We start from the raw sequence: 23,218 nt of genomic DNA on the forward strand, positions 1-23,218 counted from the left end.
TGCGGGGGGCGGCGAGGCTCAGCGGGTGGGCTGCTCGTCGGTGACGTCGGCCACCGTGGCGTCGAGGGCGGCGATCGCGGTGTCGGCGTCGATCGCGATGGCGAGACCCCGCTCGCCGGCACCCAGGGTGATCTCCCGGCCGCGCAGTCGCTCGTCGGCGACCACCGGCCAGGCGGTGCTCGCGCCGAACGGGGTGATGGTGCCGCGTTCGTAGCCGGTGGCGGCCAGTGCGCCCGCCGCGTCCGGCATGGAGAGCCGGTGCACCCCGAGCAGGGCGCGAAGCTTGGGCCAGGAGATGACCCGGTCGCCGGGGGTGAGCACGAACAGGTGATCGTCTTCACCGCGCCGGACCACAATCGTCTTGACCACGTCGGGGACGCTCACGCCCCGGGCGGCGGCGGCCTCCGCGAGGCTGCCGACGGCACCGTGGCTGACCAGCCGATACGGCAGTTGGGCGGCGTCCAGGGCGGTGATCGCTGGCGATGGCATGCCCGCCACGGTAGCCGTCGGGCCCGCCACCGGACGGGAAACTGCCACCGCCGACATCCCACGGTTTCCACAAGGCGAGCGTAAGGTGATCACATGCGCGCTGAGCGTGTGGATCACCCCATTGACCATGATCAAGCGGTGGACACGCTGCGACGGTCGTACGCCGCGGTGCCCACGGGCGAGCCTGTCCGGCTGGCCAAACGCACCTCCAACCTGTTCCGCCCCCGGTCCGCTCCCCGGACTCCGGGGCTCGACGTGAGTGGCCTGAACGGTGTGCTGTCGGTCGACCCGACCGGTCGCACCGCCGACGTGCAGGGCATGTGCACCTACGAGGACCTGGTCGACGCGACGCTGCCGCACGGCCTGATGCCGCTGGTGGTGCCGCAGTTGCGCACCATCACGCTGGGCGGCGCGGTGACCGGCCTCGGCATCGAGTCGACCTCGTTCCGCAACGGCCTGCCGCACGAGTCCGTCCAGGAGCTGGACGTGCTCACCGGCTCCGGCGAGATCGTCACCGCCCGACCCGACGGCGAGCACGCCGACCTGTTCACCGCGTTCCCCAACTCGCTGGGCAGCCTCGGCTATGCCACCCGGCTGCGCATCGAGCTGCAACCGGTCGGCCGGTACGTGGCGTTGCGCAACGTCCGGTTCACCCAACTGGAGGCGCTGACCGACGCGATCGCGGAGGTGACCGCCACCCGGTCCTGGGCCGGCGAACCCGTGGACGCGATGGACGGGGTGATGTTCAGCCCCGGCGAGGCGTACCTGGTCTTCGCCACGTTCACCGACGGGGCCGACCCGCCCAGCGACTACACCGGTCAGGCGATCTACTACCGGTCGCTGCGCCAGCGCACCCGCGACGTGCTCACCGCGTACGACTATCTGTGGCGCTGGGACACCGACTGGTTCTGGTGCTCGTCGGCGTTCGGCGCGCAGCACCCGGTGGTGCGCAGGCTCTGGCCGGCGCGTTACCGGCGCAGCGACTTCTACCACCGACTGGTCCGGCTGGAGCACCGCCACCAGGTGGCGGCCCGGATCGACCGGCTGCGCGGGCAACCGGCCCGGGAGCGGGTCGTGCAGGACGTGGAGATCCCGCTGGACCGTACGGCCGACTTCCTGCGCTGGTTCGCAGGCAGGGTGGGGATGAACCCGGTGTGGCTGTGTCCGTTGCGACTGCGTGAGCCGGCGGGGCCCGGTTCGGCGCGGTCCTGGCCGCTGTATCCGCTGCGGCCGGGGCAGGACTACGTCAACATCGGGTTCTGGGGGAGCGTGCCGATCGCGCCGGGCGCCGCCGACGGCGACGTCAACCGCACGATCGAACGCAGGGTGTCGGAGTCGGGCGGGCACAAGTCGCTCTACTCCGATGCGTACTACGACCGGGACGCCTTCGATCGCCTCTACGGCGGCGACACGTGGCGCGCGGTGAAAGACCGCTACGACCCGGACCACCGGCTGACGGGACTGTACGAAAAGGCGGTAGCACGAGCATGAGCCTGACCGACAGAGATCAGGGGGCGGCGAGCGTCCCCGCCACCCCGCCGGCGGGGGGCCGGCACACGGGTCCGACCGTCGCGGATGTCGTCCGCGCGGTCACCACCGGGCCGTTGCCGGTGCGGATCACCGGGTACGACGGCAGCGCCGTCGGCCCGTCCGACGCCGGCATCACCCTGGCGATCCAAACCGAGCGTGGGCTGTCGTACCTGCTCACCGCGCCCGGCGACCTGGGCATGGCCCGGGCGTACGTCAGTGGCGACCTGGCGTTGCAGGGCGTGCACCCGGGTGACCCGTACGAGGCGTTGCGGGTGCTCAAGGACGAGCTGCGGTTACGCCCACCGTCGCTGGCGGAGGGGTTGGCGCTGGTCCGTGGGCTGGGCTGGGAGCGGCTGATGCCGCCGCCGGCGCCGCCGCAGGAGGCGCAGCCCCGCTGGAAGCGGGTGGTGAACGGGCTGCGGCACTCGCGGGTGCGGGACAGCACGGCCATTTCGCACCACTACGACGTCTCGAACGCCTTCTACGAGAAGGTTCTCGGCCCGTCGATGACGTACACCTGCGCGGTGTTCCGTTCTCCGGACGACACGTTGGAGCAGGCCCAGGCGGCGAAGTACGACCTGGTCGCCGGCAAGCTGGCGCTGAAGAAGGGGATGCGGCTGCTGGATGTCGGGTGCGGCTGGGGCGGCATGGTGCGGCACGCGGCCCGCGAGTACGGCGTCAAGGCGCTCGGGGTGACCCTGTCGAAGGCGCAGGCGCAGTGGGCGCAGGCCGCGATCGAGCGGGAGGGGTTGACCGAGCTGGCGGAGGTGCGATACCTCGACTACCGGGACGCGCCGGCCGAGCAGTTCGACGCCATCTCCTCGATCGGGTTGACCGAGCACATCGGGGTGCGTAACTACCCGACCTACTTCGGGGCGCTGCGCACCCGGCTGCGCCACGGCGGGCGGCTGCTCAACCACTGCATCACCCGCGCGGACAACCGCGCGCCGCACCGCTCGGGAGCGTTCATCGACCGGTACGTCTTCCCGGACGGTGAGCTGGCCGGTCCGGGTCGACTGGTCAGTGAGGTGCACGACGCCGGGTTCGAGGTGCACCACGAGGAGAACCTGCGCCAGCACTACGCGCTGACGCTGGCCGCCTGGTGTCGCAACCTGGTCGAGCACTGGGACTTCTGCGTCTCGGAGGTGGGCGCGGGCACCGCCCGGGTGTGGGGGCTCTACATGGCCGGGTCGCGGATGGCGTTCGAGCGCAACGGCATTCAGTTGCACCAGGTGCTGGCCACCCACAACGGCCCGAACGGCGTGAGTGGCTACCCGCTGCGACCGGACTGGTTGCCCTGATCACCCGCTGACCGTCGCCTGAAGCCGCGTCGAGAAAAAGTCGGCGCGGCTTCTCGCGAAGCAATTGACAAAGAAGTTTTGTACGTACAAACTGATTTTGCCATGAGAGACGTCCTGTACCTGGAGCAGATCGAGCAGGCCGAAGTCCTGCTCAAGCCGCATCGCGTCGAGGTGCTGCGGCAACTGGCCGAACCGCGCACCTGCACCGAGGTCGCGGCCCGACTCGACCAGACGCCACAGCGCGTCTACTACCACGTCAAGCAGCTCGTCGCGGCCGGCCTCGTCGAGCTGGTCAACGAACGCAAGGTCCGCGGCATCACCGAAGGCATCTACCAGGCCGCCGCCCGCTCCTACTGGCTCTCGCCGCGACTCGTCGGCCGGATCGGCCTGCGCCGGGCCCGCGACGAACTGAGCCTGGGCTACCTGCTCGACCTGATGGAGGAGGTCCAGGCCGACATCGCCGGCCTGGACCGGGCGGCACCCGAGCTGCCCTCGATCGGGGTCTCCGGCGAGATCCGGGTGCCGGCCGAGCAGCGTCAGCAGTTCCTGCACGACCTGCAAACCGCGCTTCAAGACCTGTTCACCCGCTACGGCGGCAGCGAAGGGGACGCCTTCAAGCTGGCCGTCGCCTGCTATCCGAAAGGAAACGACAATGAGTGAGCCGATGAAGGTCAAGGCCCGTCTCTCCGCGCCCGTCGGGCGCGTCCGGCAGGCCCTGACCGACCCGGCCGAGCTGCGTCTCTGGCTGGCCGAGCACGCCGAGGTCGAGCTGCCCCGGCGGTACGAGTTCTGGGGCCGTTACACGCCCGAAGGCGACGCCCCGCACCAGCGGCTGCTGCACGCCGACGACGACACGCTGCGCTTCGGCTGGCTGCTCGACGGCGTGGAGACCACCACCGAGTTCCAGTTGACCGCCGAGGGCACCGACAGCACGGTGCTCACCCTGATCCAGAGCCACTTCGACTTCGCTGAGGCGATGAGCGGCTCCACCATCCGGGGCGTGCTCCAGACGTACTGGGCGCTGTCCATCGCCAACCTGGCCGCCCACCTGGAGGGCAAGCCACTGCTGCCCCGCACCGACTTCACCTCCGCCGACCTGCGGGGCGAGCTGGTCATCGCCGCCCCGGCCGACAAGGTGTGGGAGTCGCTGACCGACTCCGAGCAGGCCAGCGCGTGGTTCGGCTACCCGATCGGCATCGAGCCCTGGGTCGGCGGCCGGTACGCCATGGGCGGCTTCGAGACCGGTTACGCGGCGAAGGTCGTCGACCTGGAGCCCGGTCGCCGGATGTCCGTCGACTGGGGACCGACCGGCGTGACGAGCTGGGAGCTGGCGGAGTCCGGCGGCCGGACCACGCTGACCTTCGTGCAGAGCGGCTTCGACGAGGCCAACCCGCCGTACGGGGCCTGGAGCGGGTCGGTTGCCGGGCTGTTCGAGCTGCGCCGCTTCCACGAGATGCCGAACTGGCAGCCGATCTGGCTCTCCGAGGAGATCCCCGGCCTGGAGCCCGCGCCGACCAACTGACAGCCGCGCAGTGATCGCGTCACCGTGATCGTCTCGCCTTGATCGTGCTCGATCATGGATGTAGTGGCCTTCCCGCCCCGGAAGCCACTACATCCTGGATCGAGCACGATCTTGCGCTGGTGGCTTCACGCGATGGCGGCAATGTCACCGTCGTCGAAATAGATCGCCTGGTGGAGCCGACCGCCGAGGGCGGCAGCGTATCGGGCCACCACTTCCTGGCCGGAGATTTTGCCCTGCTCAATCTGGGACACGCGGCCCTTGGTCACGCCCATCCGCTCAGCGATCTGCTGCTGGGTGAAGCCGCGGGAGCGTCGCACCTCCGCGAGGCGGTGCCCGACGACCTGCGCCAGCAGCTCTTCCTTGCCCGCCTCGACAGCCGCCTCACCGCCAGCCCGCTGCACGTACTCCGCTCGGATATCCGCCCATCGCACATGACCACTCACCGCTGTCCCCCTTCCTGCTGTGCGCGTTCCTTCAAGTAGATCTCATACCGCTGCTCGGCGAGCGGGATGGCCTGTCGATACCAGCTCGTCCATTGGCCCGATTTGTCGCCGGCAACCAGCAGAATGCTTGCGCGCCAGGGGTCGAAGACGAAAAGGATGCGGACGGTGCCAGGACGCAACTCCTTCAAGTTCGCTATCGCCGACCCGCTGATCGTGTCGACCAGCGGTCGTCCCAGCCCGGGGCCAGCTTCGGAGAGCGCGTCGATGGCCTGGACGACCCGGGCGAACGTCGGCTCGTCCAGGCCATCGATCCAGCTGCGAACCTCGTCGACGACGAAGACATCCCACTCTTCCTGACTCACTACCAGAGTATACCAATCGCTATACACGTGCGTTGGCCGGCGAAACTCCGGGATCTGGTGACTTTTCGCGGTTGGGTGGGTACTGGCTGGCGATGTTCTTCATCTTTGGTCTGCGTACCAAGGTCGACCGGTCCGGTGTCGTGCAGCAGGTCTGCCGCCACTGCGGCAACCAGGCCGCACAGGTGATCACCCGCCGTTCGACGAAATTCACCCTCTTCTTCATTCCGCTCATCCCGATTCGCACCCGGTACGCGCAGCAGTGCACGTTCTGCGGGGCGGAGTACGAGATTGCCAGGTCCGACGCCGAGCGCCTCCCGGTCGGCTGATCCGACGATGGAACGCTTCCTCTGCTGGTTGATCGGCCGACAGACGTCCTCGGTCGACGTGGCGGTGCACACCGTTGCCCGCCCGCCCTGCACCCCCGGTCGGCGCAGACGCCGCCGCGCACGCCGTCCGTTGGCCGGGACCGCGCTGCCCCGCTCACCCTGGAACCGATCTGCGGGCCGCTGACGGCAGGCCGGAGCCGCAGCGGGGTGAACGTTCGGCTGTGGCGGCGTTTCTGGGCGCTGGTTAGGCTTTCGGGGTTTGCCGTGGACCGGCGCCGCCGAGGGTGCACGTACGACGAAAGAGCCGGAGCGACCGTGTCCCGACAGGACGGAAGGCAGGCTGCGGGGGCGCTGAACCCCGCCGGTGCTTTCGTCGCGGCTGCTGTCATCCTGCTGGAGGCGGGCTGGCTGTTCGCCGCGTTGCCCGGTGCCGCGCTGGTCAGCGACATCGGCGCGATGCTTGTCGCCGGTTGGGCGACGGTCGCGTGCGTCGGGGTGGCCCGCCGGCATCCGCCGCCGCTGCGCCGGTTCTGGACGCTGCTCGCTCTCACCATGGGGCTGGCCGCGATGGGTCGGGCGATCTGGACGGTGCAGCGGCTCGTCGGCGATGACCTGCCGCACACGCCGGTGGTCGGGGTGGTCTTCACCGCCGGCATCCTCACCGGCACGGCCGCGCTGCTCAGCTCGCCGTCGGCACCGAAGAGCGCGGTGGGGCGAGCCCGGACGTTGCTGGACGGGGTGATCGTCGCCCTGGCCCTGGTGCCGATCGGGTGGGTGCTGGTCTTCCGGGGGGTCGCCGCCGCCGAGCTGGCCGATCCGGCGCGCACGCTGGGGCTGCTCTTCCCGATGTTCGACCTGATGCAGCTCACCATCCTGGTGGCGGTCTCCGGGCCGGCCCGGCCGATGTGGCGGCCGATGACGATCCTCGCGGCGAGCCTCACCCTGCGGGTCGTCGCCGACGTCGTCTACGTGTCGCTGGTCGCCCGTGCCGACTACACCGCCGGTCACCCGATCGACCTGTGCTGGCCGTTGAGCTACCTGCTGATCGGCCTGGCCACCCGGAACCCGCCGCCACCGGACTGCGACGGCACCGACGACACCGCCGAGTCACCGCTGCCGCCCTGGTGGCGGGTGGCGCTGCCGTACCTGCCGGTGGGTGGGGCGATCATCGCGGTGGTGCTGGCCCGGCGGCCCACCGGGCAGACCCCGCAGCTGGTGTTCGTGACCATGATGGTGTTGCTGGCCGCCCTCGCCGTCCGGCAGGGGCTGGCGGCCAACGAGAACCTGCGGTTGGTGGCCCGGCTGCGCCGGCTCGCGTACGGCGACCAGCTCACCGGGCTGCCCAACCGGCTGTTGTTCAACCGGCGGCTGCGTCTGGCCCTGCGCGACGGGCGGCCGGTGGCGGTGCTGCTGCTCGACCTGGACGGGTTCAAGCAGGTCAACGACCGGTTCGGGCACGCCACCGGTGACACCCTGCTGACCGGGCTGGCGGCCCGCATGCACACTGCCGTGAACGGTGACGGCACCATCGCCCGGCTCGGTGGTGACGAGTTCGCCGTGCTGGTCGACGGCGACCGGCCGGTGTCACCCGAACGGCTCGCCGAGCGGCTGCTGGACGCGTTGCGGCCCTCCGACGACGAGGAGGACGTCGGGGTGCACCCGTCGGCGAGCATCGGTATCGCCGAGTACGGCCCGCAGCACGCCTCCCACAGCGACCTGCTGCGCGACGCCGACATCGCCATGTACGCGGCCAAGGCGGCCGGGAAGTCCGCGTACCGCACGTGCACGGCGGCGTTGCGCGAGTCGGCCGTCTCCCGCGCCGAGTTGATCGCCGATCTGCGCCGTGCCGTCGACGAGGACCAGTTGCACCTGGAGTTCCAACCTATCGTCGACCTGGGCACCGGCGCGGTGCGCAGCGCTGAGGCGCTGGTGCGCTGGCGGCACCCCCGGCTGGGGATGTTGCCGCCGTCGAGGTTCCTGCCGTTGGCCGAGGAGACCGGGCTGATCCTGCCGATCGACCGGTGGGTGATCCACGAGGCGTGCCGGGCCGCCGCCACCTGGCGGGACCGGATGCCGGAGGCGACGGTCGCGGTGAACATCGCCGCCGCGCACCTGCGCCGGCCGGACCTGATCGCCACGGTCACCGCGGCGACCAGCGCCGCCGGGTTGGCGCCGCGGGCGTTGACCCTGGAGTTGACCGAGTCGGCGTTGATCGAGGGCACCGAGGCGGTGCTGGAGCGGCTGCACCAGCTGCGGGAGTTGGGCATCCGGATCGCCATCGACGACTTCGGCACCGGCTACTCGTCGTTGAGCTACCTGCACCGCATCCCGGCCACCGAGCTGAAGATCGACAGGTCGTTCGTGGCCCGGCTGGGCACCGACGACCGGGCGTACGCGACGGTGGAGATGGTCACCCGCCTGGCCGGCGCGTTCGACCTGGCGGTGGTCGCCGAGGGGGTGGAGACCGAGCGTCAGCACGAGGCGGTCACCGCGATCGGCTGCCCGCGAGGTCAGGGCTATCTGTACGGGCGGCCGGACGGCCCCGCCATGGTGGGCCAGAATCGGAGTTGACTCTCACGTAGCGGCAGGCAGGAGCCTGGTTCCCGGAAGGGAGGGGGACCATGGCGTACACGGTGGGTCAGGTGGCGAAGGTGGCCGGCGTGACGGTGCGGACGCTGCACCACTACGACGAGATCGGGTTGCTCTCGCCCAGCGGGCGCACTTCGGCGGGTTACCGCCGCTACGACGACGCGGACCTGCAACGGCTGCAACTCGTCCTGTACTACCGGGAGCTTGGTTTCCCGCTTGAGGAGATCACCGCGATCATCGACGACCCGGCGGCCGATCCGGCCGCGCACCTGCGCCGGCAGCACGAACTGCTGACGGTACGGCTCACCCGGTTGCAGGAGATGGTCGCGGCGATCGAGTTCGCGATGGAGGCGAGCAGGATGAACATTCAACTCACGCCGGAGGAGCGGTTCGAGGTCTTCGGGGACTTCGACCCGGAGCAGCGCCGGGCCGAGGCGGAGCAGCGCTGGGGTGACACCGACGTGTACCGGGAGTCGAACCGGCGGGTGTCCCGCTACACGAAGGACGACTGGCTGCGGAACAAGGCGGAGAACGAGGACTGGGGTCGGCGGATGGTCGCGGTGCTGACCTCGGGCGCTGCGGCGGACAGCCCGGAGGCGATGGACCTGGCCGAGGAGCACCGGCAGCTCATCAGCCGCTGGTTCTACGAGTGCTCGTACGAGATCCACACCGGGTTGGCCGACATGTACCTGGCCGACGAGCGGTTCACCGCGTTCTACGAGAACATCGCCCCGGGGCTGGCCGCGTATCTGCACGAGGCGATCCACGCCAACGCGATCAGCCGGGCGTGACGACGGGCGGTCCGGCTAGTCTGGCCGGACCGCACCGCCCCGGGGAGATGACAGTGCCGAAACCGAAGCTGATCGCCGCTGTCGCCGTGCTCGTGGTGGCGGTCGGTGCCGGGGCGTGGGCGCTGGTCGCCGCCGGCGACGACGACCCGGGCCCGGGTCGTCCGGCGGTGTCGGCGAGCGCCGATCCGGTCGGTGTGCTGAAGGCCGCCGCCGCGAAGGCCGACGAGCAGCCGTACAAGCTGACGGTCGGCACCGGCGGTACGGATGGCGACGCCACTGTGCTGCTGTGGGACCCGACGGCGAAGCGTGGTCTGGAGACCACGTCGCTGAAGGTGCCCACCGGCGTGGTGAAGATCGAGCGGTTGACCACCGGGCCGGACGTGTACGTGCGGGTCACCGCCCCGGACCGCCGCGTCCCGGTCTGGGACGGCAAGACCTGGTGGCACGTCGGCAAGGCCGGTGCCCCGGCGGCCAAGCAGGGTCTGGACAACACCCGGTTGGCCAGCACGCTGGGCGCGCCGACGGGGGTCCGGCTGATTGCCGAGCGGGAGTACGCGGGCACGCTGGACCTGCGTCAGAGCGGCGCGGTGCTGGGCAGCGGCGTCGGCACCGTGCTGGGTGACCGGGCCGGGGCGGTCCCGTTCACCGCCGCCGTGGACGAGCAGGGTCGGCTGGTCCGTTACCGCATCGAGTTGGCCAGCGAGCAGTCGCAGACCGCCCAGCTCGACCTGACGTACTCGGACTTCGGGTTGAACGTGTCGGCGGACCCGCCGGCGGCCGACCTCGTCGGCGAGGACCCGCCGGCGAACATTCCCGGCGCCTGAGGGCGGCTCACTCCTCGACCGCCCCCTCGATGGGGGTGACCAGGAAGTCGTAGACGGTGCGGGCCATCCGCCGGACCGTCTCGTCGCCGGTGGCCATGGGGCCGGAGGTGAGGAACGCGACGGCGGTCTCGGTGCCGGGGATCAGGTAGTAGCCGACGTCGTGGGAGGCGTCCGGCAGGTCACCGGTCTTGTGGGCCACCGGCACGCCGGGGGGCAGCGCCGCCGGGATCTTCGTGTTCAGGGTCTGCTCCCGCATGAAACCGATCATCAGGTCGCGGGAGGCGGGGGTGAGGATCTCGCCGTCCCAGACCGCGCCGAGCAGTGACACCACGTCGTCCGGGCTGGTGTAGTTCTCCTCGCCGCGTTGCGCCGCCGCGCTGTCGAGCATCCGCCGGGCCAGGATGGTGGACCGCTGGTTCATCGAGTCGATCAGCGCGTTGACCGGGGCGAACCCACCCAGGTAGGTGATCAGCACGTTCGCGGCGACGTTGTCGCTGTACTTGATCAGGTACTGGGCGAGCCGGTGCACTGTGACCACCTGCGGGAACGTCTCGAACTGCAGTTGGCCGGTGCCGCCGACCACGTCCTGGGGGGTGACCAGCACACCGTCGTCGAGGGAAACCTGTCCACAGTCGACCCGGCGGAGCAGCTCGACGAGGATCCACAGCTTGATGACGCTTGCCGCCTTGGGGCGCAGCGAGCCGTTGACGGCGATCTGCTGGTCGCCGTAGCGGCCGGACAGGTCGCGCACCGTGACCCCGGCCGGGTTGAGGCTGGCGTCGGCGACCACCCGGGCGAGCTGGCCGCTGAGCGGGAACAGCCGGGCCCCGGCGACCGGGTCGGTGGGTGGCTGCGGGCTGGTCACCACCGTTCCGGTGAGCGTCGTCGGCGGGCGGTGCCGCTGGATCACCTCCAGCGTGCCCTCGCTGCGCCCGACCAGCGGCACCCGGTAGCGGTAGGCGGTGCCTCCGACGACGACAGTGCCGCTGGCCACCCCGGCGGTGACCCGCATGCCCGGGTCGGCGACCCGACCGGTGTCGCCGTCGCAGGCGCGGTAGCGCACCGTGTGCCCGAGCGAGTCCACGGCGAACACCCCGCCGGGAAACGACAGCCAGGACACCTCACTGGTCGGCGGGCGCTCCGGCGTCGGGTCCACCCCGGGCTCGTGGCTCTGGCCGTCGCCGGGCTGCACCCCGTACCCCGGCTCGGTCGTCCGCGCCGGGTCCGCGCCGGGCGCGCGACCCGGGCCGTCCGCGGTGGCCGGCCCGGTCGTCGCGAGCACCGCGAGCGCGACCGCCGCCGTCAACACCTTCAGAGGTACGCGGGCAGAGTTCCCCAGCAGGGAAGATGAGCGCCTCTTGTCGCTTTTTCTCACGTTTGCACGATATGGAGCGCCGGGGGCGGGTGGGACCGGCGGGACCGTCGTCACCCGTCCGGGCGGCAATGTCCCCCTCAGCGGTGGCCCGCAGGTATAACTGTGACCCGGCAGGTAATCACGCTTTGCTCTGCACCCGCCGATGCGCCGGTTACGGACCGTGCCTGGCGCACGGGCGGGTGCAGAGCAAAGGTCAGCCACTCGGCCAATCACCCCGGAGGACCCGTGCTGATCATCGCCGGCAGCCTGACTGTCGAACCGGCCACCCGCGAGGCGTACCTGTCCGACTGTGAGCAGGTCATCGCGCGGGCGCGCGCCACCGCCGGTTGCCTCGACTTCCTGCTGGCGGCCGACCCGTTGGAGCCCGGCCGGATCCACGTCTACGAACGCTGGGAGTCACCAGAGCAGTTGGCCGCGTTCCGGGGCTCCGGGCCGGACGACGCGCAGGAGGTCGCCATCCTCGACGCCGACGTGCGGCGCTACCTGATCGCCGGGGTCGAGGCGCCCTGACCCTGGTCACGCCGACGGTTCGGGGCCGGTGGGCAGGCCGGGCGCCATCCGGCGGATCGAGGTGAAGGTCGGCGTGAGGGCCTCGTACAGCTCGGCGAAGAGCGGCAGCAGCGCCGCGTAGGTGGCCGCGGCGGCCGGGTCGGGGCGGACCGTCTCCTCGATCCGCACCAGGTCGGCGGCGACGTCCATGCTGGGGATCAGCCCGAGCGCCTCCATGCCGAGCAGCGCCGCCCCGAAGCTCGACCCCTCGTGCGCGGCCGGGAAGCTCACCGGCAGGCCGAGGGCGTCGGCCAGCATCTGCCGCCACAGGCCGCTGCGGGCGAATCCGCCACCGGCCCGGACCTCCCGGACCTCGTTGCCGGCCGCGCGCACCGAGCTGAGCACCAGCGCGAGCTGTTGGCAGACGCCCTCCAACGCGGCCCGCACCAGGTGCTCACGGCGGTGGGCGTGGGTCAGCCCCACGTACGCGCCGCGCGGCAGGGCGCTCCAGTGTGGGGCCCGTTCGCTGTGCAGGTACGGCAGCATGATGAGCCCGCCCGAGCCGACCGGCGCGCGGGCCGCCAGGGTGACCAGGTCCTCCTCGGAGTGCTCGCCCAGGTCCGGGGCGAGCGCCGCGCCGGCCCACTTCAGCACGATGCCGCCGTTGTTGATCGCGCCACCGACCGCCCAGCGGTGCTCGGTCAGCGCGTAGCAGAACACCCCGCCGAGCGGGTCCACGCCGGGCCGCTCGACCATCACCCGCATCGCGCCGCTGGTGCCGATCGAACAGGCCACCATGCCCGGGTGCACCGCGCCCAGACCCAGGTTCGCCAGTGGCCCGTCGCCGGCGCCGACCACCACCGGGGTGCGCTCCGGCAGGCCGGTCTCCGCCGCGGCCTGCGGGGTGAGGTTCGGCAGCACGGCGGTGGTGGCGACGAGCTGCGGGAGCTGTTCCTGGGTGATGCCGGCGATGGTCAGCGCCTCGTCGTCCCATCTCAGCTCGTGGATGTCGAGCAGGCCGGTGGCCGAGGCGATCGAGTGGTCGGTGACCAGTACGCCGCAGAGCCGCAGCAGCACCCACTCCTTGATGCCCACCCAGTGCGCCACCCGCTCGAAGAGTTTCGGCTCCTGCTCGGCGAACCAGAGCAGCTTGGGCAGCGGCGACATCGGATGCATCGGTGTGCCGGTGCGCCGGTGCAGGGCCAACCCCGACGGCACCGCCCGCAACCGCTCGGCCTGCCGGGTGGACCGCGAGTCGGCCCAGGTCACCGACGGGGTGAGCGGATTGCCGTCCCGGCCCAACCCGATCAGGCTGTGCATCGCCGAGCCGAACGACAACCCGGCCACCGGCTGGACCAGCTCCGCCACGACCATGCTGACCGACTTGAGCACCGCGTTGAGGATGAGCTGCGGGTCCTGCTCGGCGTAGCCGGGTTGCGGGTTGTCCAACGGGTAGCCGACCAGGTGACTGCCGAGCTGCCGGCCGTCGGTGTCGTACGCGACGGCCTTCGTGCTGGTGGTGCCGATGTCGACCCCGATCACGACCTTGGGCAGCGTGACTGCCGGCACGACCGTCACCCCCTCGGAGAACATGAATGTTGGCATCAGTATCCCCCTATCGTGCTGGTTGCTCCGCCGATCGGGTAGTTCGCCCGTTTCGGCGTGTCCGGGTGCCGCGCCGCGCCTGTTAAACCGTGTGACACCCCAGATTGGTGGCCTGCGCGGCGAAGGAGTCGGCGTGGCAAAGACTGATTCGACGGGTTCCACATGGCGGTACCGGTGGGCGCACCGGCAGAACGTGCGGCGGGTCAGCACGTACCGCGGCGCTGAGACGGCGTGGCGGCGACGCGACGACGAGTTACGGCGGCTACGTGCCCTGGCCGCCGACTTCCAGGGCTCGGCCGCGGCCGGCGCCGGGCTGGCGTTGGAGTTGGCCGCCGACGAGGTGGTGCTCTGGGTGCTACCCGCGGCGCAACTGGTCGAGGTACGGCACACCGCTGTCCTGCCCGCGCCGGACCTCACCGTCGCCCCGCGAACCGGGCCGCTGCGCCCGCGCCGCCCGGACGGCGTACGCGTCACCGACGCCGGCATGGCCGTGATCACCAGCCGTCGACTCGTGCTGCTCGGCGGGCGGGGCCGGCGCGACTGGGCGTACGGGCGGATAACCGGCCTGTCCCACGACCCGACGGCCCCGGTCACCCTGATCCAGGTGCTGGACCGGCGGCGTACCTCCGGGTTGTTGCTGCCCACCGACGCCGCGCCGGACTTCCGGTTCACGCTCACCCTGGCCTTCGCCGACGCGATCGAACAGCGCGCCGCGGTGATCGCCCAACTCGACGAGCTGATCGCCGAGCACGCCCAGCTCAAGCCGTTCCGGCCGGCCGCGGCCACCCCCGGGCAGGCCCGGCTGTCGTCGTTCGTGCCCGGTGGCCGCAGGACCATCGCGGTGGCGGCGGCCATCGCGCTGCTGGTGCCGGCGGCACTCATCGAGTCGAACCCGTCCGACCCGAGAGGTGGCGCGGAGATCGCCGCCGCAGCCACCCCGGCGCCCACCGTCAGCGCCGCACCCGCGCGGATCGGCCCGGCGCTCGCCCTGAAACCCCCGCCGTCGCCGAAGCCGACGAAGTCGCCACGCCCGTCGCCCAGCGCGACCCAGGGCCCGCGCTGCGGGGCACCGGAAAACCCGCTGGGGTACGACTTCTGCGGCGGCACGCGGATCCGCAAGCCGGCCGCCGAGGTGTGCGACTGGTTCGCCTGTGTACCGCAGTTCTGGGCCGGACGCGGCTACCTCGTGCAGTGCCGCGACGGTTCGGTGAGCCTGGCCGGCGGCCGGTCCACCGCCTGCGCCGAGCACCAGGGCGTGCGGCGGACCGTCACGAAGTGACCGATTCGGGGCCGAAAGTCCGCTTCGCTCGGCCAGAATGATCGAGTGGAGATCCGGTCTGACGATGGCGCTCGGGTGCGGGTGCGCCCGGTGGGCTACCAGCCCGGCATCGACCCGCCCGACGACCCGGACGGGGTCACGCCCGGCTGGCACGACTGGCTGCTCATCGAGGTGGACGCCCGCACCGCCGACGGCCAGACCTGGTCACACCACTACCCGAGCCTCATGGTCGAGGAGGCCCGCGCGCTCGGCGGCTGGCTGCACGGGCAGGCCACCGCCGCCCTCGGGCTGAGCGCGCCACCGGCGACGGTCCGGTTCACCGAACCCAACCTGGCCCTGCGCAGCCGGGTGCTGCGCCGCCGCCGGCTGGAGCTGACAGTGGAGTTCTCCGCCGAGTCACTGCCACCGTGGATGCGTCGCCCGTCCACCGCGATCTACCCGCTGATCCTCACCGTCTCCGCTGACGCCCTGGTCACCGCCGCCGAACACTGGGCCGAGCACTGCGAGGCGTACCCACCGCGTACCCAGTCGCGGTTCCCGACCCACGGTCCGCAGCCGTACCGCCGACGCGCCGGCTGATCACCTGCAACTCTCTCCTTCCGGGCACAAGGGGACACATCGATCCCGGTCGCGTTGCCTGTCACGTACGTGAGCGGTTGTACCGCGTGTGACCGTGACCTCTGTGGCCCACGCCCCCTGGCGGATCGCCTGGGCCGAGCGCGAGAACGAGCGCCGGCAGCGCGCGTACCGCGACGCCACCGACGCCTGGCGGCACCGCGCCGACCACCTGGCCCGGCTCCGCATCGAAGCCGCCAGCTTCCTCGGGTGTACGCAGCCCCGCACCGGCCTACCGGTGGCGCTCGACGACGACGAACTCGTCTTCCGCGTCCTCCCCGTCGCCACGCTGGTCGAGGCTGAGGCGCGGCACGTCCCCGGTCTGCCCACCCCTGGCCCATGTTCCTTCGCTGAGCCCTCTTCCGACGCCCTACCGCCGGGCCTACGGATCGTCGACGCCGGGATGGCCGTGGTGACCAGCCGGCGGGTGGCCTTCGGCGGACGGGAGCACCGGCGCGAGTGGCGGTACGCGGACCTGGTCGGCCCCGCCCACCACCCCGACGTGCCGGTCACCCTGCTGCCGGACCGCTGTCGACTTGACGGGCTGCTGGTCCCGGCCAACGCCGTGGTGAACTTCCGCTTCTATCTCACCCTCGCGGCTGCCGACGATCGCGCTGCCGTCATCGCGCAGATGGACGCGCTGCTGGCCGCACACCGGGCCGATCCCCCCGCGCCTCCTCCGGTGGTGGACCCCGACGACGCGCCGCTGACGGCGGTACGCCCCGACCGCCGGGCGCTCGGCGCTGCCGCCGTCGCCGCGGTGGTGTTCGTGACGCTCGGACCGGGCGCGCTGGGGCCCACCGCTCTGGGGCCTGGCGCGTGGGGTCCTCGTGGGCCGGTGCCCTCGGCGGAGATCATCGCCTGGGACGTGCCGAAGGCTGGGACGGTTCTTGTTCCGACCGGTCCGGTGGCACCCCGGTCGCGGGTCGGCTCAGCCGACAGTGCCGTATGGCACCCGCCGTCCGCCCCGGTCGTCCGGCCGTCCGCCTCGGCAGAGGTCTCCACAGTGCCGTCCCGGGTGGTGGCGGTGGCCCTGCCGCCGGCCGCTACGCCCCCCGTCGTGCCGACCCCGTCGGCCAGTTCGGTGCCGACGTCAGCCCCGCCCGTTTCGGCTTCTCCTACGCCGCCCGTCGCGTCGGCCTCGCCGCTGCGGACCCCGACCGTAACGCCTACTCCTACGCCCTCGCCGGATCCGGGATTGCTGGCGATCTGCCTGGACCCTGTTCAGCTGCCGGTGCTGGACCCGCTGCTCTGCCCGTCTCCGGCGCCCTGATCGGCGTCTCCGCCTGCCGTTCGCTCAGTTCATGGCGCTGAAGTCGGGGACGGTGAGGGAGCCGTCCTCCGCGAGGGTGAAGCCGGGGTTCCAGGCGATCTCCCAGAGGTGGCCGTCCGGGTCGGCGAAGTAGCCGGCGTAGCCGCCGTAGAAGGTTTCCCGGGCCGGCTTGGTCACCGTCGCGCCGGCCCTGGTCGCCGTGGCGATCACCTCGTCGACCTCGGCTCGGGAGCGGACGTTCTGGGCGAGCGCCATCCCGCCGAAGCCGCCGGTGCCTGGGTCGTCGATGCCCGCGTCCTCGGCCAGCTTGTCGCGGCTCCAGAGGACGAGGGCCAGGCCGCCGGCCTGGATGAAGACGGTCTCCTCGACCTCCTGGCCTCGCCAGCCGAGCTGCTCGTAGAAGGTCTTCGCGCGGGCCACGTCCGCGACTCCCAGGGTGATCAGGCTGATCCGCTGCTCCATGGTCCTCAACCTAGCGCTAGGAGTTCTCCCGCACCCCTCGTCCCCAAAGCGTTCGTGCAACGGAAGCCGGCGGTCGTTGATCTAGGATTCCAGGTCATGCAAGAGTTCTTCACGGTCGGCGGTCGGAGGCTCTCGTATCTGGACTTTGGCGGTCCGGGTCAGCCCCTCCTGGCTCTGCATGGGCACTACAACGAGGCTTCGGCTTTCGCGCCGCTGGCGGAGGCGTTGGCACCACATTGGCGGGTGATCGCGCTCGACCAGCGTGGGCACGGAGAGTCCGATCGTGCCGAGAGCTACGAGCGAGACGACTACGTTGCCGACCTCGCCGCCTTTCACCGGTATCTCAAGGTGGGCCCGGCTGCGGTGCTGGGCCACTCACTCGGTGGGGTGAACGCCTACCAGTACGCCAGCCGGCACCCGGATCTGGTCACTGCGTTGATCGTCGAGGACATCGGCGCGGTCGTGGACTGCGATTGGTCGTTCACCACCCGCCTTCCTCCCCGAGCACCATCCCGCGATGCGCTGGCCTCGGCACTGGGCGCGGCCGCGTCCTATCTGGAGTGCTCCTTCCGCCAGTCGGAAGACGGCTGGGGCTTCTCCTTCGGCATTGATGACACGGTGGCGTCCCAGAAAGCGCTCAACGGCGACCACTGGAAGGACTGGGTAGCGGTGACCTGCCCTACCCTTCTGATCCGCGGCACGCGCAGCGACGAGCTGGCCGCCGATCATGCTCGCGAGATGATCGCCCGCCGCCCAGGCCAGGCTCGGCTCGTCGAGCTGCCAGCAGGTCACGTTGTGCATCACGATGCGCAAGCGCAGTTCGCCGCAGCGGTCAGCGCCTTTCTGTCCCAGCGCGGCTGAGCGAGGAGGATCAGGCAGCGATGGTTCGGGCGGTGGCGTAGACGTCGGCGGGTAGGGCGTGGTGGAGCTGCCACAGGACGCGCATGGGTCGGTCGCCCGTGTGCGAGTCGTACGTCATGGTGCCGGCGTACAGGTAGGGCGGTGCGCCCAGGTCGCGGTCGGCGATGCGAGTCTCCCGAATGAAGAGGTGCACTGTCGATCCACCTGATGTGTAACGCTGCCCGGTCGCCGACGCCGAGGAAGTGGTGCTCTGCGACTCCCATTGGAACAGGGTGTCGGTGATGGCCCGGTCGGCGTACATGGTGGTGGGGGAGTAGTGGGCTTCCGACTTGACCAGGGTGACGAAGAACAGGTCGGCCTGGGCGTCGGGCAGCCACTTCACACCCTCGCGTAGCGATCCCGGGTTGGTCATTCCGAAGGCGGCGCATGCCTCGTTGCGGCTGTACCGGGCGTGCACCCGCAATGGCACCGCCCCCGCCGCGAGCGTGGGCGTAACCCGGTGGATGCGGTCCCGCAGCACCTCGGCGACCTGCCGCAGCTCGGCGCAGCGGGCCGGCTCCTTCCACAGCCGCGCCAGACGTTCGTCTCGTGCCGCCAGCGAGGCGTTCGGCCCCCAGAGGCTGAAGTGCAGCATGTCGAGCAGTCGGCTGTTGCCCGCGTACACCTGCTGACCTGGCGCGGGCGGTCCGGCCGCGACCTTCGTCAGCAGCTCTAGCCGGTCGACGTCGTCGGTATGCAGCATGCGACCGATGGCCCGGCCCAGCTCGCGGTCGTCCGGGCCGGGCGCGGCCGTCTCGATGCCGGCGAGCCGCCGCAGCCCGGTCCAGCCGCCGATGCTGGCTGATCGGTACACGTCCTCGATCTCCAGGCCGGTCTCGCGCAGGAACGTCGCCAGGGTGACGTCGCCGAGTTGCCGCAGCTCAGCGACCAGGCCAGCCTTCGAGGTGGGCAACGCCGATCGCAGGTTGGCGAGGACGATCTCCTTCGCCACCCGGTCCAACTCGATGTGGCAGCCGCTCGGCAGGCTCGGGAAGTCATCGCGCACGGCCTCGGTGATCGCCCGTCGGCTCACCCCGGTCAGGGCACGCCACCGTAGGTCGAAGCGGAAGTTGGCGTTCTGCCCGCCGATGAAATCGAGCACGGTCAGGCAGGGCTTGTCGTCATCGAGTCGCAGACCACGGCCGAGCTGTTGCAGGAAGATCGTGGCGCTCTCGGTGGGCCGCAGCATCAGGATCGTGTCGACCATCGGCAGGTCAACGCCCTCGTTGAACAGGTCCACGGTGAAGAGCACCCGCAGCTTGCCAGCTTTGAAGTCCCGCAACAGCCCTGCGCGATCGGTGCCGGCCCGCGAGGTCATCGCCGCCGCCTCGACACCGTGCTCCCTGAACCGGGCGGCCATGAACTCGGCGTGCCCGATGCTCACGCAGAAGCCGAGCGCACGCATTCGCCCAACGTCCACCTTCTCGTGGACCGCGCGCAGCACTGTCAGCGCCCGAGCATCGTTGGCGGTGTAGATGGTGGTCAGCTGCGTCAGGTCGTAGCCCTGGCCGCGTTTCCAGGTGACGTGCGACAGGTCCTCGTCGTCATGCAGCCCGAAGTACTGGAAGGGCGACAACAACTGCCGCTCCAACGCGTCCCACAGGTGCAGCTCAACCGCCGACCGCCCGCCGAACCACCGGCGCACGTCGCCGCCGTCGGCCCGGTCTGGGGTTGCGGTCAGTCCGAGGAGTACGCGGGGACGCAGCCGCTCCAACAATCGCGTGTACGTCGGCGCTTCGGCGTGGTGGAACTCGTCGACAATCACCATGTCGTACGCCTCGGGGTCGACCTCGCGGCGGTCCAGCGACTGGATGGAGGCGAAGACGTGCTTCCAACCATTGGGTCTCTCGCCCGCGACAAGCGTCTCGCCGAAGCTACCGTCCCCCATGACCTGCCGGAACGTGGACAGGCTCTGCCGCAGGATCTGCTCCTGATGAGCGACGAAGAGCAGCGAGTCTGCTCGTTTCGCCTTGTGTAGCCGGCGATAGTCCAGGGCGGCGACGACGGTCTTGCCGGTGCCCGTTGCCATCACCACCAGGTTGCGCCAGCGCCCGTGCACCAGGCGCTCGGCGTCCAGGTCGGCAAGGATCTCCGCCTGGTACGGGTACGGGCGCACGTCCAGGTTCGAGATCGCGGTCGGTGCGTCGTCGCGGCGTTCCCCGCTCAACGCATGCCGGAGCCGGTCGGCGTCCCTGGTCGCGTCGTACGCCTCGAACGCCGGATCGTTCCAGTAGTCCTCGAACGTCGCCGTGAACGTGTCGATGACGTGCGGCTGCTCGATGTTCGAGACGCGGACGTTCCACTCCACGCCGTCCACCAGGGCGGTCTTCGACAGGTTCGACGAGCCGACGTAAGCGGTGGTGGTGCCGTTGGCACGGCGGAAGAGCCATGCCTTGGCGTGCAGGCGCGTGGTCCGCGTCTCGTACGACACCTTGACCTCTGCGCCCAGCTCCTTGAGCCGGTCCAGCGCTCGCTGATCGGTCGCGCCGAGGTAGGTGGTGGTGATGACGCGAACCTTGCCGCCTCGGGCGATCAGGTCTCGGATGGCGTGCTCGACGATGCGCAGGCCGTACCACTTGATGAACGCACAGAGCAGATCGACGCTCTCGGCCGACGCCATCTCGTGGTTGACCTCGTGGCCGATGCGGGGCTGATGGCGGCCGTTGACCAGCAGCGCGCCGGTGGAGAGGGGGGTAGTGGGGCGCTGCGGGAAGGCTGGCAGCGCCGGTGGGGTTGGTGGGGCGGCGATGGCGTGCAGCAGGTGCTTGGCGTCCGCTACCTGGTCCTGATCCGTCGCTGCCTTGGGGCTCAGGGTGGCGATGGCTTCGGCGATCTGGTTCGCCATCGCGATCTGGTGGTGGAGCTTGTCGTCCCCGCTGGGGACGGACTGGAGGGCTCGCGCGGCCAGGGTGGCGATGTGCCGGGCAAGGGCGGTGTGGGCGTCAGCCGGGTCGAGCTTGTGGTGCTGGATCAGGGCGGGGTCGACGTGCTGGAGGTGATCGGCCAGCTCACGGGTGATCAGGTGCTCGTACACACCCCGCTCAAGATCCGTCATCCAGGCAATCTAATCGGTCGTAACGCTCTTGCGTTGCCCTTGCCAGGCGTTGAATTCCATGTGTCGGCTCGCCGACAGATGAGTACAGCGGCATACAAGCCTCTTGGCGCTGGTGCCTGGAACAGCCGGTAGCGATGCGGGTTCTCGGCGTCCGCGCGGCAAGGCCGCTACCTGCGTAAACAACTCCTCAGACGAAGGTCGTTAAATCGTTGAATTTGACTTCCTTGGTAGAGCGCGGAGGAGATGCGCCGGCCGACTTGGCTGAACGAGTGATCACACGGTCTCCCGCTGTTGGCCGCTGGCCGGTAATCTCCCCGAGCACGTCTTTGGAACCGTTGGCTCGATGCTCGTTGGGTTGAGGGAGCGCGACATGTTGAAGTGGCCTCTGCGACACCAGCTGCGGCCCGTCCTGTACTCGGCTGACGAACACGGCATCGGGGCCGGCGCGACGTGGGCAACCATAACGTCCAACCTGGTAACTCGCGTGAGCCTCGGTTCGGTCGCCGTTCCAATGCGACAGGCTCCTCTCTGGGAGCGGACGGCACGTCGCCAATCTTCCAATAGGGCGAGCTGGGGCTACTAGTGTGCCTTCGGTGGATCCTGCCTTGGAATAGGAATTCTCGAATTATCCCAACGATCGAGAGCTCGGCACTATGACAGAGTGGCCTCTCGGTTCCATTGCGTTTATCGCGCTGGCTGCTCTGGTTGCCGCTGCTTATCGCTTGGGTGCGCGACCTGTAGCGATGAGGGAGCGAAGTGTAGATTTTGGCCGCGTGTGCCGCCGAGATCATGCTTCAGAGCTAGAACGGTCTTTGGAATCGGCCGTGCGGGCGAATTCGTATAGGCTCGATCGCGATGCGGCTCCCGGTGTCCGTCTGGAAGCGGCTCTTCGCGTGACTCCGCGTGACTTCGGCGTCGGCGCTGCCGAGATTGCTGAAATCCTCCAGGCGGGCCGAGTTGCTTCTATCGACTTGTCTCACATGGAGCCTTACGAGGCTGCGCGCCTCTTGAACTATTGCCACGGCCTGACAGTCATGGCAAACGGCTGGATTTTCCGCCTGGCTCAAAGCGTAATTGTCATAACTCCCGGGTCTTGAGGTAGAAGGAGCTTTCTTGCCCACGCCTAGCCAGCCAGAGCAAGTCTTGGTATTGAACCATGCAATTCGCCAGACGGAGCATGAGCTAGAGTATGCGCGAATGCGGCACCGGTGGTCGAACCTGTCCATGGCCTTCGGTCCAGTGCTGCTTGTCGTGCTTTATGCCTTGTATTGGCTGCCCTGGCTGAGTGGCAGTGCGAAGAGGGTCGTCCTCACGCCCGCATTCATTGTTGCCATCCTGTTCGGAGTTGCGGCGTACTTACTCAAGCGTTATCCCGGCGGGTATGTGCCAAAGGGTGCTTCGATTACTGCGATTCGCCCGTCTGAAAGCGACCTCGAACTCAATTTGGCCCGCTTGCGTGACGAGCGGAAGCTCCTAGTGGCAAGCCTCGAGGGAGATCTAAAGGTCCGTCGAGTTGCATATAAGGAAGACGCCTATTTCGATATCGATCAGCTGAGGAGTGAGAGTAGGCAATATAGGCTGGTCAACAACATTTTCCAAGGCTTCCTAATTATCGGATCCCTGGCGGCAACGGGAATCGCAGGAATTTCCGAGAGCATGACGTGGGACCGTTGGACAGTGCTCGGTATCACGTTCCTTGTTGGTACTGCGAGCGGGTTCATGGGTTACTTCAAGTACAAGGAACGCAGCTTCTATCTGCAACAAACTGCCGACGCGATTGAAGCAGAGTGGGAGGCTGTTGAAGTTGGTGTCGGCAGGTACAAGCGCATCCCGTCCGAGGAGGAGCAGCTGGCCGAGTTTGTTGAGGAAGTGCATCGCCTTAAATCAGAACAGAAGAAGCGCCAGCAGAATCTTGAACAGCCCCCAGAGTCGCGGAATCAGGGCGAGTAATTTCTGGATCTCTCGTCGGCGCTCATCGGTATGGACCG

Annotated in this window: 22 protein-coding genes; 15 read left to right on the forward strand and 7 right to left on the reverse strand. The window is 69.6% G+C overall.

What is annotated here, in order from left to right; genetic code table 11:
- Positions 1-18: 18 nt before the first annotated feature.
- Complete coding sequence (locus AB0877_RS19865) at positions 19-489, reverse strand: YbaK/EbsC family protein (protein WP_366610492.1); 471 nt, start codon at positions 487-489, stop codon at positions 19-21.
- A gap of 93 nt (positions 490-582) precedes the next feature.
- Between AB0877_RS19865 and AB0877_RS19870 the strand changes: the two genes are divergently transcribed.
- The 4 genes from AB0877_RS19870 (at position 583) to AB0877_RS19885 (ending at position 4,842) form a co-directional block, all read left to right on the forward strand.
- Entirely contained in the window at positions 583-1,980 is a 1,398-nt protein-coding gene (locus AB0877_RS19870; RefSeq protein WP_366610494.1) for an FAD-binding oxidoreductase, read from the forward strand.
- Positions 1,977-3,320, forward strand: a complete 1,344-nt coding sequence (locus AB0877_RS19875; protein ID WP_366610496.1) for a class I SAM-dependent methyltransferase — start codon at positions 1,977-1,979, stop codon at positions 3,318-3,320. The genes AB0877_RS19870 and AB0877_RS19875 overlap by 4 nt, the downstream gene beginning before the upstream one ends.
- A 102-nt stretch (positions 3,321-3,422) precedes the next feature.
- Complete coding sequence (locus AB0877_RS19880) at positions 3,423-3,980, forward strand: helix-turn-helix domain-containing protein (RefSeq protein ID WP_355005525.1); 558 nt, start codon at positions 3,423-3,425, stop codon at positions 3,978-3,980.
- Positions 3,973-4,842: an SRPBCC family protein gene (locus AB0877_RS19885; protein ID WP_366610499.1), complete on the forward strand. Its 870-nt coding sequence runs from the start codon at positions 3,973-3,975 to the stop codon at positions 4,840-4,842. The genes AB0877_RS19880 and AB0877_RS19885 overlap by 8 nt, the downstream gene beginning before the upstream one ends.
- Before the next feature lie 125 nt (positions 4,843-4,967).
- On the opposite strand, the gene AB0877_RS19890 is transcribed toward AB0877_RS19885, so the two are convergent.
- Together AB0877_RS19890 and AB0877_RS19895 are read right to left on the reverse strand one after the other, a co-directional pair.
- The gene (locus tag AB0877_RS19890; protein ID WP_366610500.1) at positions 4,968-5,285 is read right to left on the reverse strand and encodes a helix-turn-helix transcriptional regulator; all 318 of its coding nucleotides are present in this window, start codon (positions 5,283-5,285) and stop codon (positions 4,968-4,970) included.
- The gene (locus AB0877_RS19895; RefSeq protein ID WP_366610502.1) at positions 5,282-5,647 is read right to left on the reverse strand and encodes a type II toxin-antitoxin system RelE/ParE family toxin; all 366 of its coding nucleotides are present in this window, start codon (positions 5,645-5,647) and stop codon (positions 5,282-5,284) included. Before AB0877_RS19895 ends, AB0877_RS19890 begins: the two co-directional genes overlap by 4 nt.
- A 92-nt stretch (positions 5,648-5,739) precedes the next feature.
- Here AB0877_RS19895 and AB0877_RS19900 point away from each other — a divergent pair, with 92 nt between their 5' ends.
- The 4 genes from AB0877_RS19900 (at position 5,740) to AB0877_RS19915 (ending at position 10,177) form a co-directional block, all read left to right on the forward strand.
- Positions 5,740-5,973 (forward strand): zinc-ribbon domain-containing protein, encoded by a 234-nt coding sequence (locus tag AB0877_RS19900; RefSeq protein ID WP_366610503.1) that lies wholly within the window; start codon positions 5,740-5,742, stop codon positions 5,971-5,973.
- Positions 5,974-6,288: 315 nt separating this feature from the next.
- A complete protein-coding gene (locus AB0877_RS19905; RefSeq protein ID WP_366610505.1) occupies positions 6,289-8,544 on the forward strand; it encodes an EAL domain-containing protein in 2,256 nt (751 codons plus the stop codon).
- A gap of 50 nt (positions 8,545-8,594) precedes the next feature.
- Positions 8,595-9,353 carry a MerR family transcriptional regulator gene (locus tag AB0877_RS19910; RefSeq protein ID WP_366610506.1) on the forward strand — a complete coding sequence of 253 codons (759 nt, stop codon included), beginning with the start codon at positions 8,595-8,597 and terminating at the stop codon, positions 9,351-9,353.
- Between the two features lie 53 nt (positions 9,354-9,406).
- Positions 9,407-10,177, forward strand: a complete 771-nt coding sequence (locus AB0877_RS19915; protein ID WP_366610507.1) for a hypothetical protein — start codon at positions 9,407-9,409, stop codon at positions 10,175-10,177.
- A 7-nt stretch (positions 10,178-10,184) separates the two neighbouring features.
- Here AB0877_RS19915 and AB0877_RS19920 read toward each other — a convergent pair whose 3' ends face one another.
- On the reverse strand, positions 10,185-11,552 hold the full coding sequence (locus tag AB0877_RS19920; RefSeq protein WP_366610509.1) for a serine hydrolase: 1,368 nt from the start codon (positions 11,550-11,552) through the stop codon (positions 10,185-10,187).
- Positions 11,553-11,777: 225 nt separating this feature from the next.
- Between AB0877_RS19920 and AB0877_RS19925 the strand changes: the two genes are divergently transcribed.
- A complete protein-coding gene (locus tag AB0877_RS19925) occupies positions 11,778-12,062 on the forward strand; it encodes an antibiotic biosynthesis monooxygenase (RefSeq protein WP_355005518.1) in 285 nt (94 codons plus the stop codon).
- 6 nt (positions 12,063-12,068) lie between these two features.
- On the opposite strand, the gene AB0877_RS19930 is transcribed toward AB0877_RS19925, so the two are convergent.
- The gene (locus AB0877_RS19930) at positions 12,069-13,646 is read right to left on the reverse strand and encodes a gluconokinase (protein ID WP_366610511.1); all 1,578 of its coding nucleotides are present in this window, start codon (positions 13,644-13,646) and stop codon (positions 12,069-12,071) included.
- A gap of 133 nt (positions 13,647-13,779) precedes the next feature.
- Between AB0877_RS19930 and AB0877_RS19935 the strand changes: the two genes are divergently transcribed.
- The 3 genes from AB0877_RS19935 (at position 13,780) to AB0877_RS19945 (ending at position 16,813) form a co-directional block, all read left to right on the forward strand.
- Positions 13,780-14,925, forward strand: a complete 1,146-nt coding sequence (locus tag AB0877_RS19935; protein ID WP_366610512.1) for a hypothetical protein — start codon at positions 13,780-13,782, stop codon at positions 14,923-14,925.
- Between the two features lie 45 nt (positions 14,926-14,970).
- Positions 14,971-15,504: a hypothetical protein gene (locus AB0877_RS19940; RefSeq protein WP_366610513.1), complete on the forward strand. Its 534-nt coding sequence runs from the start codon at positions 14,971-14,973 to the stop codon at positions 15,502-15,504.
- Between the two features lie 94 nt (positions 15,505-15,598).
- Positions 15,599-16,813 carry a hypothetical protein gene (locus tag AB0877_RS19945; protein WP_366610514.1) on the forward strand — a complete coding sequence of 405 codons (1,215 nt, stop codon included), beginning with the start codon at positions 15,599-15,601 and terminating at the stop codon, positions 16,811-16,813.
- A 24-nt stretch (positions 16,814-16,837) separates the two neighbouring features.
- Here AB0877_RS19945 and AB0877_RS19950 read toward each other — a convergent pair whose 3' ends face one another.
- Complete coding sequence (locus AB0877_RS19950) at positions 16,838-17,275, reverse strand: VOC family protein (RefSeq protein ID WP_366610516.1); 438 nt, start codon at positions 17,273-17,275, stop codon at positions 16,838-16,840.
- A gap of 96 nt (positions 17,276-17,371) precedes the next feature.
- On the opposite strand from AB0877_RS19950, the gene AB0877_RS19955 reads away from it, so the two are divergent.
- Complete coding sequence (locus AB0877_RS19955) at positions 17,372-18,136, forward strand: alpha/beta hydrolase (RefSeq protein ID WP_366610517.1); 765 nt, start codon at positions 17,372-17,374, stop codon at positions 18,134-18,136.
- Positions 18,137-18,146: 10 nt separating this feature from the next.
- Here AB0877_RS19955 and AB0877_RS19960 read toward each other — a convergent pair whose 3' ends face one another.
- Positions 18,147-21,230 carry a DUF3427 domain-containing protein gene (locus AB0877_RS19960; protein ID WP_366610519.1) on the reverse strand — a complete coding sequence of 1,028 codons (3,084 nt, stop codon included), beginning with the start codon at positions 21,228-21,230 and terminating at the stop codon, positions 18,147-18,149.
- A 743-nt stretch (positions 21,231-21,973) separates the two neighbouring features.
- On the opposite strand from AB0877_RS19960, the gene sepF reads away from it, so the two are divergent.
- Both sepF and AB0877_RS19970 read left to right on the forward strand, forming a co-directional pair.
- Positions 21,974-22,327: a cell division protein SepF gene (sepF, locus tag AB0877_RS19965; RefSeq protein ID WP_366610521.1), complete on the forward strand. Its 354-nt coding sequence runs from the start codon at positions 21,974-21,976 to the stop codon at positions 22,325-22,327.
- 16 nt (positions 22,328-22,343) lie between these two features.
- Positions 22,344-23,180, forward strand: a complete 837-nt coding sequence (locus AB0877_RS19970) for an SLATT domain-containing protein (RefSeq protein WP_366610523.1) — start codon at positions 22,344-22,346, stop codon at positions 23,178-23,180.
- Positions 23,181-23,218: the final 38 nt, after the last annotated feature.

The sequence above is a fragment of the Micromonospora sp. NPDC047644 genome (assembly GCF_040704315.1).
Lineage (GTDB): Bacteria > Actinomycetota > Actinomycetes > Mycobacteriales > Micromonosporaceae > Micromonospora.

Coding starts and splice junctions, on each gene's coding strand:
- AB0877_RS19865 (WP_366610492.1), bottom strand. CDS start 489: ATGCCATCGCCAGCGATCACCGCCCTGGACGCCGCCCAACTGCCGTAT.
- AB0877_RS19870 (WP_366610494.1), top strand. CDS start 583: ATGCGCGCTGAGCGTGTGGATCACCCCATTGACCATGATCAAGCGGTG.
- AB0877_RS19875 (WP_366610496.1), top strand. CDS start 1,977: ATGAGCCTGACCGACAGAGATCAGGGGGCGGCGAGCGTCCCCGCCACC.
- AB0877_RS19880 (WP_355005525.1), top strand. CDS start 3,423: ATGAGAGACGTCCTGTACCTGGAGCAGATCGAGCAGGCCGAAGTCCTG.
- AB0877_RS19885 (WP_366610499.1), top strand. CDS start 3,973: ATGAGTGAGCCGATGAAGGTCAAGGCCCGTCTCTCCGCGCCCGTCGGG.
- AB0877_RS19900 (WP_366610503.1), top strand. CDS start 5,740: ATGTTCTTCATCTTTGGTCTGCGTACCAAGGTCGACCGGTCCGGTGTC.
- AB0877_RS19910 (WP_366610506.1), top strand. CDS start 8,595: ATGGCGTACACGGTGGGTCAGGTGGCGAAGGTGGCCGGCGTGACGGTG.
- AB0877_RS19930 (WP_366610511.1), bottom strand. CDS start 13,646: ATGCCAACATTCATGTTCTCCGAGGGGGTGACGGTCGTGCCGGCAGTC.
- AB0877_RS19950 (WP_366610516.1), bottom strand. CDS start 17,275: ATGGAGCAGCGGATCAGCCTGATCACCCTGGGAGTCGCGGACGTGGCC.
- AB0877_RS19955 (WP_366610517.1), top strand. CDS start 17,372: ATGCAAGAGTTCTTCACGGTCGGCGGTCGGAGGCTCTCGTATCTGGAC.
- AB0877_RS19960 (WP_366610519.1), bottom strand. CDS start 21,230: ATGACGGATCTTGAGCGGGGTGTGTACGAGCACCTGATCACCCGTGAG.
- sepF (WP_366610521.1), top strand. CDS start 21,974: ATGAGGGAGCGAAGTGTAGATTTTGGCCGCGTGTGCCGCCGAGATCAT.